The organism is Dyadobacter sp. (assembly GCF_039919315.1).
Classification (GTDB): domain Bacteria; phylum Bacteroidota; class Bacteroidia; order Cytophagales; family Spirosomataceae; genus Dyadobacter.
On sequence record NZ_JBDSFX010000035.1, the window covers coordinates 63284 to 75769 of the forward strand.

Consider the following 12486-nt stretch of genomic DNA (forward strand, 5'->3'; position numbering starts at 1 on the left):
ATGGATCACATTTTAAAAAGTGTAGGAAATGGTCGACATAAAGTTGCGTGGGGCACCTGGAAACAGTCTCAGATAATCATAACCGCCAACCCAATGTGTTTTATTGGTCAGATTGTTGAGATTGACCTGAAACTGAAATTTGTCGATCTTGTAATAAATGGCTCCATTTAGCAATGCATAGCTTGGCAAGGTTTGGGTGTTATTAATGGACACATTGCGCTCAGCTACAAAATTTCCTCCCAACGCCAGGCCGAAGCCGCTCAGTGCGTTGTTCACGAAGGTGTATTTGGTCCAGATGCTTCCCTGGTTTTTCGGTGAATTAGGTTTTTGCCTGTTAACCAGTACCTGATCAGTAGTTTTAGAACCTGCGTCGGTGATTTTTGCATCGTTGTAACTGTAAGTAAGGATCATGTTCCAGTTGGGCAGAATGTTCCCAGTCATGTCAAACTCAGCACCTTTTGCGGTTTCCTCGCCAATTTGTTGCATCAAATTAGGGTTGTCCGCTGCATTAGCCGAGTATAAAGTGTTGGTTTGCGTGATCTTGTACACCGACACGTTGGCTGTTAACCGGCCGTCGATCCATTCCGTTTTCAAACCTGCTTCCGACAAGCTGCTTCTGATCGGGTCAAATGGTCCGCCGGAGAGCGGGTCGCTTTGCACTGCAGCATCCTGAGGGTTGTAGCCCTTGGTATAGGTACCGTACACATTGATATTGTTGGTCAGCGTATACACAGCCCCAATACGCGGCAGCAAAGCGTGCTGGGTCACGTCGGTTTCGTTATTCGTTGTGTAGTTCTTTTTATCAATGTAAGTATCATAACGCAGGCCGAGCAAAATCTGCAAACGATTGATTTTAAGCTGTTCCTGCAAGTACAAACCGTGTAATTTGTAAAAAACGGGCATTGTGGCCGAATTGGTAATCACATTGAATGTGTACTTGGAAGGATCTTCCATGTTGTTGTTCTGCAATGTGAGATCGTAATGGGAAATATTGGGTTTAGGAATACTTCTCACGATACCATTTTCAGTGTAATTGTAGAACAGGTATTTCTCGGGCGTCTTCGCATTATAGGCCGCAGCGCCTCCCGCTTTCAACAAGTAGCCGTTCGCAGTTTGCTGACCCGAACCTTTTGGAGTCATCGATTGAATGTAGTCGTATCCCGCCACCAACTTATGCTCAACAATTCCTGTGTTGAAATTATGATTGAAAAACAGGGAGACATTGTCCATAAAAGACTTCGTTTTGCGGATAAAAACTTGTCTGGCTACCAGGTTTTCAATCGTTTTTCCTGCCGAATCCACACCATTCACATTGCTGCTGCGGTGTTCGAGCAGGTCTTCCGAGTAGCCGGTGCGCAGGTAGGCCACGTTGAAAGATGTATTTCGGGTAAACTGATGGTTCAGGGAAGTAGTGATCAGGTAAGTTTCCTCGTTCAGGTAATCATTCACCGCATTCAGTGATGTTTTGATAGAGCTCGAATAAAGGTCATTTCCTTTCACCGACTGCCCGCGATCGAGGCGGCTGTTGGATCTGTTGTAAACCAGGTCAAAGTTGATCCGGGTTTTTTCGGTAGGTAAGAATGATACCGATGGGGCAACAATGATGTTTTTATCAAATTGGAGGTTACGGAAACCTTGCGCATTCACGTACCCGAGGTTCAGCCGGTAGAGCAATGTTTTCTTTTCATTCATTGGCCCGGTGAAATCAGCCAGTGTGCGCAGGGTATTGAAACTACCGGTGGTAAACGTCAGCGATTTTTGGGGAGTTGTCAATGGTTTTTTGGTAACCCGGTTAATGGTCCCGCCAGGAGACGTATTGCCATACAATGCAGAGGCCGCACCTTTGATCACTTCCACTCTTTCCAGGTAGTTGACCGGCGGTTGTTTCCAGAAACCCGAGAATGTTCTCAGGCCATTCACAAGCTGGGTAGTACTGCCGCCATTCATGCGGAAGCCACGGATGGTGAGGTCATCATAAAAAGTAAACTGATTGACCCCGCTCATATTTTTCACTGCGTCGCCCATCAGAAAAGTGCCCTGGTCGCGCATTACTTCCTTCGTAATGTAGCTGATCGACTGAGGAACTTCCTTAATCGGAGTGGCTGTTTTGCTGGCTATGAATGACAGGTCATTTTTGTAAGTAGTTTCTCTGCGGCCGGTCACTTCCACTGTTTGCAGCTCGTGAGCATCTTCTGTCGCTGTCAATTGCAATGTTGCTGTTTCGTCTGCTTTCAGGGAAACATGCTTGTCAATGCGCTTGAAACCTACTCCGGTACCAATAACGACGTAATTTCCGGCAGGTAATGCAATGAATTCAAAATTACCGGAGGCAGTTGTGACGGTACCTTTGCCAGTGCCTTTCAATATCAGGTTAATGGACTCCACAGGCTGCCCTGAGCCATTGGTAACCTGACCCCTAATGACGCCCGTTTGAGCAAATGCAGTGAGGTTGAGGAATGTAAAAAGTAGTAGAATATATCTCTTCATGTTTTAGTATTAATAAGCTTTCTAAATAATGAAGCAAAAGTAATCTTATTTAGACTAATGCAAAATAAATAGAATGCGTATTCGAACTAAAACAGAGGTAGATCTGAAATTCGTTTTATTTGTTCAATTTTTTCTGGTAATATTTTAATTGTTAACCATTTCTGTTGAATGGTTACATCGGTACCGATATTACATCGCTAATGCGATTTTTTAGATTCGATGAAATGTCGCGACAATGCCATAGGCATGCCACCTCGGTCGGGAAAAAATGAATCCCCAAAACATTTAAATGCCGTAGGCATGCAACCTCGGTAGCTTAAGAAAGATTAGATTTGATAAATGCCAGTCCGTCCCGCATCAGTTGCTCTTCGGATTCAAACATTTTGCGCCAGATGTTAGCGACCGGAAGTTTGGGGCTGAATGCTTCGATACTGATCCAGCCGTCGTATTTAATGTCTTTAATGGCTTTGAAAACCCCTTCCCAATCTACATTGCCTTTTCCAGGCGTAGAGCGGTCATTTTCTGAAAGCTGGATAAATGAGATACGGTCACCGGCTTTACGGATCGTATCGCCAATGTTCTTTTCCTCAATGTTGGCATGAAAAGTATCGAACATGATCTTGCAATTCGGGTGATTAACCTCGTCCACAAACCGGATCAGCTCATCACCGCAGCTGGTGAGGTACAGTTCGAACCGGTTCAGATATTCAAGGCCGAGCGTAATGTCAAGCGATTCAGCGTAATCGGCTACTTCCCGGATGCCTTCTATTCCCCAGTTCCATTCTTCCTCAGTGGCCGGCTTGCCGGTGAAAACACCCAATGCTGAATGGTACGGGCCCATTAATTTGGTTGCGCCGAGAACGAGCGAACAGTCGAGCACGCTTTTGAGATGTTCAATGGTATGCCTTCTCATGGCGGGATCTGCACTGATCAGGTGCTCGGCCGGGCCGCAAATCGTGTCTGTTTCACATTCCAGACCAATGTCGTTCAATTTTTTGCGAAAATTAAACCAATGTTCGGGGTTAGTATTAAATATGGGTACCTCAACTCCGTCAAAACCGATTTTCTTGATAAGTTCAAGGGTAGGAAAAAGACTGTCATCAATTTGGTTTCCCCAAAGCAGGAGATTCATACTGTACTTCATCAAAATCGGATTGTAAGCGGCCCTTCTGTGGGGAAGTGGCGGAGTTGTTAAATAGGATACGTTATCAGTGTAAATGTCCTGATAATATTCGTACAATTTTAAAGAAAAATCATACGCATATATCCACATCATTTGACGACTATTGACTCTATATTGATTTGAGGGAAACGCTATGAACTCTTAATAGGGTAAAATAAAGCTATTACAGCCAAATGGCAATGAAAAAGCAGTCCTGATATTTAGTCAGAACTGCTTTTGAAATAAAAATAATGAGATCCTGCAATTATTGTATTCTGCTGAAAATTAGCTGATTGTTGTTTTCGTAGAATAAAATCAGGCGATTGGATTTGAGATCATATACATTCACGTTCGGCAGGGCATTCACGAAAAGATTGCCCCAGGAAGTTTCAGCGCGCTCCGTTCCTCCGCCACCCAATTGAATGGTATTTTGCTGCGCGGTTTCGTAAAATCCGGTGATATAGTTGGTTGACGAAGTTCCTTCCAGCTCTCCTTTATCTTTAAAATTAAGGCTCACGTCCAGCTGTCCTTTGGCCGGCCCGGGCTTTGGTATCGTGTCTTCTTCCTGTACTATACTTTCCAGCTGCCATTTGCCGGTAAGCTCCATGTTACTACTGATTGTGGTGGTTTTTCCACAGCTTGCAACCAGCAGGGAAAATAGTACCATGACTAAAGGAAGTACAAGGGTTTTCATAATGCTTTCATTTTTTCGGAACGTGATAAAGAGGACGGGATAACGGCCGAAAAGGTTGTAAAAAATCGGATAGTTCTTTAAATAAAAATAACTATGCCATTCTATAACAATCAGGAAGGGGCTCTGCAACCGCGTATACAAGATAACGCTACGAACGGGTTATTCGTTTGCCACTTAATAAGTGAATTTTACTTTTCTCATGGTGCGGGGTTTGGAAGATATATGTTGCAACTAATCATATTTTGATGTTAATATTGTAAAATAATGAGGTTTGTGGTAAAATTAAGATAGGTTACATGAAGGCACCCATTCATAAAAATATAGAGAGTCAGGTCCATACAGTGACTGTTCAGGAGCTGAAAGCGCCTCATTTTGATCCTAACTGGCATTTTCATCCGCATTACCAATTGTTCACCGTGATGGAGGGCACGGGCAAGCGGTTGATCGGGGATTCGGTGCAAACTTTCGAACCGGGCGACACTGTTTTCCTGGGGCCGGATGTACCCCATTTATGGAGAAGCGACCCGGGATATTTCGAACCCGGCTCCTCACTTTCCACCCATGGGATCGTATTATATTTTCAGGAAGATTTTTTAGGGAAAGACTTTCTGGAGAAACCTGAAATGCTGGCGTTGCGTCAACTTTTTCTCGATTCAAAAAGAGGCATCGAATACAAAGGAGCATTGCGGGAGCATATCCGTCAAGAACTGGTTTCGCTGAATCATGCGGAGGGTTTCAAAAGCATTATCCAGTTACTGACGCTGCTCGATAAATTGGCACACGAGCCGGGCGGCGCACCGATTTCGAGCTACGGATATGTGAATACCTACAAAATTTCAGAGACGGAACGCATGCAAAAAGTGCATAACTATGTTTTGCAGCATTTCTTTCAGGAGATCAGGCTGGGGGATGTAGCGTCGCTGGCCGGAATGACGGAAGCGGCTTTTTGCAGGTATTTCAAAGCAAGGTCTAATAAAACCTTCATTGATTTTGTCAACGAAATCAGGATTGGGCATGCGTGCAAGCTTCTCTTGGAAGACAAATGGACTATTGCCCAGATCGCCTATGACAGCGGTTTCGATTCACTATCCAATTTTAACCGGAATTTCAAACGGTACATTGGGCATACCCCGCGCGAGTACAAGGGGAATTATTAACAAGACTTGGCAAGCCTTCAAGGCTTACCAAGTCTCTTTTCCTTTCAACCTTTCACACGGGTTGTTCCGTACGGGCCGCGCTGAGGTCGCGAAAGTGTAGCACTGGCTTCTTTGTCACCAATGAAATCTTCTTTTTTCGGGTCCCATTTCAATTTACGTCCCAGTTTCATGGCAGTATGTGCCAGGAGGCAGGCTGTGCAGGAGCGCTGTGCAATTTCAGCATGACTGATCGTTTGCTTACCATTTTGAATGCTCTCGATCCAGTTTTGATGCTGTTCAGGGCTTTCGTACAAATGGATTTCATTTGCTCCGATCACAGATCCAAGAATTTTGGAATCACTCGCGTAAAATGCTTCGTTTTTCGCAGCCGAAGAAGCGGCAACCGGGTCAGAAGCGGTTACGCCTACATTCCCCCGTGAAACAAATATCCAGCCTTCGGTACCTTCAAATTTGATCCCGTTCGGGTTAGTACCACCAATTTCCATTTCAACACCATTGGCATATTTCGCATTCACCAGAAAATCACCATGAACGTCCCATAATCCTGATCCTTTGGCCGGAAATGTGGCTTTGCCTTCGATCTCAACTGGTCCGGTAAGCTCTGTATCCATTCCCCAATGTGCAATATCGATATGGTGCGAGCCCCAGCCGGTGATCATTCCCGCGCCGAATTGTTCCAAACGCAGCCAGCCCGGACGGTCATTAATATTGCTTTGGGAATGCACCCGATCCAGCGTGTAGAAAATTTCTGGTGTTGAACCCAGCCACATGTCGTAGTTCAGGTTGGAGGGAACAGGCATTTGCTCAGTACTTCCTCCTGCGGGATCACCGGGCAATCCTACATATACCTTTTTCAGTTTGCCAATTCTTCCATTGCGCACCAGCTCACAAGTCCTTTTAAACTGCGGCCAGGGATTGACTGAACGCTGCTGGCTACCCAATTGAAATATCACGCCTTTCTTTTTGATCATATCCGCCATCATCCGACCTTCCTTGATCGTCAGCGAAGTCGGTTTTTGCATGTAAATGTGCTTTCCAGCCACGGCAGCTTCCATAGCAGGCTGCGCATGCCAGTGATCCGGCGTACTGATGATCACCGCGTCAATGTCTTTTCTTGCTAATATCTCGTGGTAATCGTCGTAGGTTTTCACTTCCAGGTAATTTTCTTTACCTGTCCGGTCCGCATATTTTTTCTCAATCCATACTTTTCCTTTGGCCAGTCTGTTTTTATCCAAATCCGCAACAGCGATCACGTGGGCCGCTTCGTTTTTAATCACTTCCGGCAAGTCGTGCGACGAGCCGATGCGACCGAAACCGATCTGTCCAATATTGATCCGGTTACTGGGTGCGGTTTTTCCAAAAACAGTAGAAGGAACGATGGTCGGAAACATGGAAGCCGCAATGATGCCCGCAGTCCCGGTGGCGGCGGTTTTAAGAAATGCTCGCCTGTTGCCATTATTTGCCTGATTTATTTCATTCATGATATTTCAGATTAAGGATTAATAACTAATGTCTGACGATTACTTTTTACGCACCTCATCCTGCGGGCTGACGGCGTAGGCTTTGCTGTAATTTCTCGGTTTCTGCGGACCAATCGCCCACTCAATGGCACCAAGAATGTGTTTTCTTAAATCCTCTTTTTCATAATCGGTTTTTTCATGACCTAATGAAGTGTAGAAAGCCCGGCCCCCGTCGTATTCGTGCCACCATACGGACGGGAATACGGTACCAAAGGTATCCAATGCCTTTCCGGCAGGCTTTTCAATGGTAGTATGATCGTTTACCGCCAGTACATTCAGATTTACCGCCATTTCTTTCACAAAATAAAATTCATCCTTTTCACGCTTCCACTCTGTTGGCAGGTGGGCGAGTGAAGGATTTTTTGGGTCCAATATTTTGACAGAAAAGGCCTGTCCGGGTTCGTGCCAGAAGAAAGTGCCGCCCAGCATATCCTTAAACCATTTCCATTTCCGCTCGGTACCGGAAGCTGAATGCATGCCCACAAAATTTCCGCCTGCCTGTATGTAGCGCATCAACGCAACACGCTGCGCGTCTGTATCGAACACATCATTATTGGTATTGGAAAAAAACAAGGCATCGTATTGTTTCAGATTATCGTCGGTGAACTTGGTAGGATCCGAGGTAGTATCGACCGCGAAACCATGCTGTTTTCCCAGTGCCTGAATGGCTACGAGAGAAGCAGCGATATTGTCATGCACATAGCCTTTCCCGTTTTTGGTATAGACCATGATTTTGACTTTGTTCCATTTGATTTTTTGAGCGTAGCTACCTGTCGTCGCGGACATAGCAAGCATCAAGAGCATTAAAAAGACTGATTTCAGGAAATTGATTTTTCTCATTGGATTTAGGTATTGGTAAGAAAATGCATTAGTAAAATATCAGAAACCGATGGAATTTCCACCATCTACTGGCAGTGAAACTCCTGTGATAAATTTGGCAGCTTCCGAGGCAAGGAACACGGCCGCCCAGCCAATATCGTCAGGCTTACCCCAGGTTCCCATGGGAGTCCGATCCATTGCTTTGTCTCTTCGGGCAGGATCGCCATTCATGGCAGTAAGCATCATTGGTGTTTCAATAAATCCAGGCGCGATGGCATTGATCCGTACATTATACGGTGAGAATTCGGTGGCCAGCGCCTTCACCATCCCTCCGATCGCTGATTTGGAAGCTGTGTAAGCCACTACCCGGTCAATTCCATAGAGGGCGGCCATAGAAGTGATCATGATGATGGAGCCTTTTTTGCGCTCAATCATTCTTTTGCCACATTCTCTGGTAATCGAAAAAACCGCGTGCAGATTGGTTTGGATTATCCGGTCGAAATCGTCGTCAGTGACTTCCACGGCATATTTTTTCATGTTAATGCCCGCATTGTTGATCAGTATATCAATGTCACCGGCTTTGGATTCAATGTCAGCAATGAGTGCAGGGATCGATTTTAAATCCGTGATATCATTTACAAAATAGCTTGAATTGATCCCAAGCGCAGCCACTGCTTCCTGTAAAACGACTTCCCGTCTGCCGGTAATAACCACTTTTGCGCCAGATTTGATCATGCATTGTGCAATGTAAAAACCAATTCCGCTACCTCCGCCGGTAATTAACGCTACTTTACCTTCAAGCGAGAAAATGTTTTGAATAGACATATTTAAAAAACACTGATAGAATGTTACTACTATAATTCATTGAACGAACGGGAAATACTCATTTCCAGTCCTCTTATTTCTGCAAGTGCTTTGAGACGCCCGATGGCAGAGTAGCCCGGGTAAGTCTTCTTATGCAAATCGTCCAGCATTTGAAAACCGTGATCCGGGCGCATTGGAAGCGCACTGTCAGGGTAATGCGCCGCTTCACGCCGACGCTCTTCCTTTACCAATGCTTTCACCACTTCATACATATCAACATCGCCATGAAGATGCGGGGCTTCGTGGAAATTACGGGGATCGTCCGATTCTCTCTTGGTGGTTCGCAAATGCACGAAATGAATGCGGTCGCCCAGGCGATCAATAATTCCGGGCAAGTCGTTGTCAGCCCGCACACCCAATGACCCGGTGCAAAATGTAATTCCATTGGCCCGGATGTCACATGCATTCATCAATTGCTGTAAATCGCTTTCGGTACTCACTACTCGCGGCAGCCCCAGCAATGATTTCGGTGGATCGTCGGGGTGGATACAAAGGTTAATACCTGCCTCCTCGGCTACCGGTGCAATCTGATTAATGAAATAATATAGGTTCTCTCTCAGCTCTTTATCACCTATTTCGGCGTAAGCATTCAGGAGATTCTGAAAGTTGGTCAGTTGAAATGCCTCTTCCGAACCAGGTAGTCCCAGCAATACTGTGTTGGTGAGCACGCCAATTTCTTCCGGCGACATACCCTGCCATTTTTCCAATGCTGAACGCTGAATGTCAGTTTCGTAATCCGCATTGGATCCGGCTCTTTTCAAAATGTACATATCGAAAAGCGCAAAATCTTCCCAAACGAAACGGAGGGTTTTGTGTCCTTCGGGAAAAGTATAGTCGAGCGCAGTACGCGACCAGTCGAGCACAGGCATGAAGTTGTAGCAAACGGTTTTGATGCCGCAGGCAGCCAGATTTTTGAGCGACTCTTTGTAATTCTCAATATAAATATCGCGTGAAGGCAAACCTTTTTTAATGTCTTCATGTACCGGCAGGCTTTCTACTACCTGCCATTTTAATGTTATAAATCGGTCATTACCAGCTTCAATTAGCCTTTTTCTCTCTACAATTTCCTCAACCGTCCATATTTCACCAACTGCTATCTGGTGCAGCGCACTGACTACCCCGCTGCATCCCGCCTGGCGAATATCCATTAATGAAACCGGATCGTTAGGTCCGAACCAGCGCATTGTTTGTATCATTGTAAACTTTATTTTTTGATATAAATATCCTGATATTAATTTGCATTGCAACCGATTGCATTAAAAAACGAAATTTTTGCTGATCTGGCTGTTCAAAGAAATCTGGAAAATGATTGTGTACATAAGAGACGTAATTGCTTGATTTTTTCCCCTACAAGAACTGATAATTGATATGACCGAAAAAGAAATCACTATTTATGACATTGCCAAAATATTGGGGATTTCTCCGGCCACCGTCAGCAGGGCTTTGAATGATCATCCGGCGATCAATAGTCAAACAAAACTGGCAATTCTCAACAAAGCGCAGGAGTTGGGCTATCGTTCCAACACTTTCGCCAGTAATTTGAGAAGAAAGAAAACCAATACGCTGGGTGTCATTGTGCCACGTCTCAACAGTAATTTCATGTCGGCGGTACTGGCAGGCATGGAGGAAGTGGCGAATAGCGCAGGTTATAATTTGCTGATCAGTCAGTCGCTCGAATTGGAAAAAAAAGAAATAGCCAATGCCCGGACTATGTTCAACAGCCGGGTAGATGGTTTGCTGGCGTCCATTGCCTATGATACAGATTCGTTTGCCCATTTTGAAATGTTTCTTGGCAAAAAGGTACCTGTTCTCTTTTTTGACAGGGTAATGGAGCATCCCAAATGCACGAGCGTGATTATCGATAATGTAAATGCGGGATACCAGGCTACCTCGCATCTGATCAGCGAAGGTTGTCGTCGCATTATGCATGTGACGGGGGATCTCAGGCGGAACGTGTACGCGGGGAGACTGGAAGGGTACAAGCAGGCATTGCAGGAGAAAGGGCTGGCTATTGATGAATCATTAATGATGGTCACCGATCTCAGCCAGGAAGCAGGGCGGCTGGCGGCGGACAAGCTTGTAAGTATGGAGGTGCGACCGGACGGTATTTTCATCGCCAATGACCTTTGCGCCGTCACCTGCATGAAGGCATTAAAAGAAAAAGGCTATGAGATTCCAAACGATATAGCAGTCGTAGGCTTCAATAATGACCCGGTTTCACAAGTGATAGAACCCAACCTGACTACCGTTTTTTATCCGGGCTATCAAATGGGGAAAGTTGCCGTCAAAACGATGATCAACCAGCTGAACGGAACCCAGCAAAGGGAAATCAACGAACCGATTATCCTACGGTCAGAGCTGTTGATCAGAGGGTCGTCACTGAGAAATAAGGATCGATTAATTTAGCGAACTACAACGTACGAGTTCACATTTCAACCTTGCATACAAACACCTGCTGAGCCGCCGCGTCGCTATCATTCACTTTCACGAGTCGATTGAATGCTAATATATTTCCGTCAGGTGACCATACCATGTTGGTGGGTGCAGGATTGGTGGGTTTTGTCAGCGTTTTGATTCTTTCTGTAAAGGACTCGGTCCCGGTTTTGCATAATGTAATGCTCCCTTTCCACACATAGGTCACGTGTTGTCCATCCGGATGCCACCGTACATTCCCTGTTACATCAGAATCATGCTCTGTCAACTGCGTTGGCTTGCCACCAGTCGGTGAGATGACGAAAATCTGGCTGATACCCTTTTCATCTTTCGCGAAATAAGCAAGAGACTTTCCGTCCGGTGACGACCTTACGATGCCCGTGCATCCCGCGTGATGTGTATTGGCCGTGTAGGTAAGCCTTCTCTGATTAGTACCATTGGGCGGCATTGGGAAATCATCTTTTGTCCCTTCCAATGGTCCCAGTGATCCAGGCTGCGTAATGTCTTCGGGAATGTCGACAATAAAAACTTCCGATACCTCTTTGCCACTTTTGTCTTTAACAGTGCCCAAAAATGCTCTGGCGATCTGTTTTTGTCCATTTGCGGCTAGGTAACCATTCGTCCCCACCCAGCTGTCACCAGCTGCATGGCTGATTTCGTCGGTGCCCGGCATAGGTTCTGGTACTACCCTTACTACCAGCGCGCTAAACCATTCTCCCGAAACATTTTCTTCGTTTTTGTCGACATTAACAGACCTTATTTTTCTCGAAACCCCGATCGTGCGAAGGTTTCTTTTTTGTCCGGTCGCATCTTCGAGTGCTTTTAGTATCGCATCATTGTAAGTGTAGCCGATCCATGCCCCGTCGCCGCTCCATTCATGTCTGTGCGTTCCGCCCCGCAATGCACCCGGTGTAAAAGGGAAAGTGACATCTCTGGCGTCCATGTAAATGGGCTGATTCGGAAGGGAATCATGAATGATAACGCCCGTCCGACGCCATTGCTGATAGGGATTTTCCTCAGTACTATTCGTTAACCCGTGAATAAAAACGACTGCGTTTTCCTTTGGACTGTAACTCACAGCCCCCGCGCCGGGGCCCCACGCCTGATTATTTTTTATTTCGAAAAGAACCTGTTTTTCGCCTGTTTCAATGTTTACCCTTTCAATTCTGGCGGATGCTGCAATGCCGCCGTCGTCCGTTCTTGTGTCATAAACCAGCCATTTACCATCCGGCGAAAAATTATCATTGTTATCCAGGTCGTGATGATAAGTCAGATCATTTGTAATCTGTTTTTCTTCTGAAATAGAATCTGTTTGGCAGGACAACATGCAAAGTAAGGTTAATGACAAAA

10 protein-coding genes are annotated in these 12486 nt (G+C 45.5%); 2 read left to right on the plus strand and 8 right to left on the minus strand.

Translation table 11 applies throughout. The annotated features are described in order from the left end of the window. Positions 1-12: 12 nt before the first annotated feature. From ABIO93_RS10175 to ABIO93_RS10185, 3 genes are all read right to left on the minus strand, one after another. Positions 13-2487 carry a TonB-dependent receptor gene (locus ABIO93_RS10175; protein WP_348067159.1) on the minus strand — a complete coding sequence of 825 codons (2475 nt, stop codon included), beginning with the start codon at positions 2485-2487 and terminating at the stop codon, positions 13-15. 316 nt (positions 2488-2803) lie between these two features. Beyond that, complete coding sequence (locus tag ABIO93_RS10180; protein WP_348067272.1) at positions 2804-3631, minus strand: sugar phosphate isomerase/epimerase; 828 nt, start codon at positions 3629-3631, stop codon at positions 2804-2806. Between the two features lie 283 nt (positions 3632-3914). Next, positions 3915-4343 (minus strand): META domain-containing protein, encoded by a 429-nt coding sequence (locus ABIO93_RS10185; protein WP_348067161.1) that lies wholly within the window; start codon positions 4341-4343, stop codon positions 3915-3917. 296 nt (positions 4344-4639) lie between these two features. On the opposite strand from ABIO93_RS10185, the gene ABIO93_RS10190 reads away from it, so the two are divergent. After that, on the plus strand, positions 4640-5500 hold the full coding sequence (locus ABIO93_RS10190; protein WP_348067163.1) for an AraC family transcriptional regulator: 861 nt from the start codon (positions 4640-4642) through the stop codon (positions 5498-5500). A 44-nt stretch (positions 5501-5544) separates the two neighbouring features. On the opposite strand, the gene ABIO93_RS10195 is transcribed toward ABIO93_RS10190, so the two are convergent. From ABIO93_RS10195 to uxuA, 4 genes are read right to left on the minus strand one after another with little or no spacing between them, the layout of a single operon-like run. Further along, a complete protein-coding gene (locus ABIO93_RS10195) occupies positions 5545-6981 on the minus strand; it encodes a Gfo/Idh/MocA family oxidoreductase (protein WP_348067165.1) in 1437 nt (478 codons plus the stop codon). A 39-nt stretch (positions 6982-7020) separates the two neighbouring features. Beyond that, positions 7021-7860: a ThuA domain-containing protein gene (locus ABIO93_RS10200; RefSeq protein ID WP_348067167.1), complete on the minus strand. Its 840-nt coding sequence runs from the start codon at positions 7858-7860 to the stop codon at positions 7021-7023. 39 nt (positions 7861-7899) lie between these two features. Next, positions 7900-8664: a glucose 1-dehydrogenase gene (locus tag ABIO93_RS10205; protein WP_348067169.1), complete on the minus strand. Its 765-nt coding sequence runs from the start codon at positions 8662-8664 to the stop codon at positions 7900-7902. A 29-nt stretch (positions 8665-8693) separates the two neighbouring features. Beyond that, entirely contained in the window at positions 8694-9899 is a 1206-nt protein-coding gene (gene uxuA / locus ABIO93_RS10210) for a mannonate dehydratase (protein ID WP_348067171.1), read from the minus strand. Positions 9900-10071: 172 nt separating this feature from the next. On the opposite strand from uxuA, the gene ABIO93_RS10215 reads away from it, so the two are divergent. Then, positions 10072-11109, plus strand: a complete 1038-nt coding sequence (locus ABIO93_RS10215) for a LacI family DNA-binding transcriptional regulator (protein ID WP_348067173.1) — start codon at positions 10072-10074, stop codon at positions 11107-11109. Between the two features lie 19 nt (positions 11110-11128). Here the strand turns inward: ABIO93_RS10215 and ABIO93_RS10220 are convergent, their stop codons facing one another. After that, positions 11129-12463, minus strand: a complete 1335-nt coding sequence (locus tag ABIO93_RS10220; RefSeq protein WP_348067175.1) for a DUF3748 domain-containing protein — start codon at positions 12461-12463, stop codon at positions 11129-11131. Positions 12464-12486 lie beyond the last annotated feature (23 nt).

Coding starts and splice junctions, on each gene's coding strand:
- uxuA (WP_348067171.1), bottom strand. CDS start 9,899: ATGATACAAACAATGCGCTGGTTCGGACCTAACGATCCGGTTTCATTA.
- ABIO93_RS10190 (WP_348067163.1), top strand. CDS start 4,640: ATGAAGGCACCCATTCATAAAAATATAGAGAGTCAGGTCCATACAGTG.
- ABIO93_RS10180 (WP_348067272.1), bottom strand. CDS start 3,631: ATGAAGTACAGTATGAATCTCCTGCTTTGGGGAAACCAAATTGATGAC.
- ABIO93_RS10215 (WP_348067173.1), top strand. CDS start 10,072: ATGACCGAAAAAGAAATCACTATTTATGACATTGCCAAAATATTGGGG.
- ABIO93_RS10205 (WP_348067169.1), bottom strand. CDS start 8,664: ATGTCTATTCAAAACATTTTCTCGCTTGAAGGTAAAGTAGCGTTAATT.
- ABIO93_RS10200 (WP_348067167.1), bottom strand. CDS start 7,860: ATGAGAAAAATCAATTTCCTGAAATCAGTCTTTTTAATGCTCTTGATG.
- ABIO93_RS10220 (WP_348067175.1), bottom strand. CDS start 12,463: ATGTTGTCCTGCCAAACAGATTCTATTTCAGAAGAAAAACAGATTACA.
- ABIO93_RS10185 (WP_348067161.1), bottom strand. CDS start 4,343: ATGAAAACCCTTGTACTTCCTTTAGTCATGGTACTATTTTCCCTGCTG.
- ABIO93_RS10195 (WP_348067165.1), bottom strand. CDS start 6,981: ATGAATGAAATAAATCAGGCAAATAATGGCAACAGGCGAGCATTTCTT.
- ABIO93_RS10175 (WP_348067159.1), bottom strand. CDS start 2,487: ATGAAGAGATATATTCTACTACTTTTTACATTCCTCAACCTCACTGCA.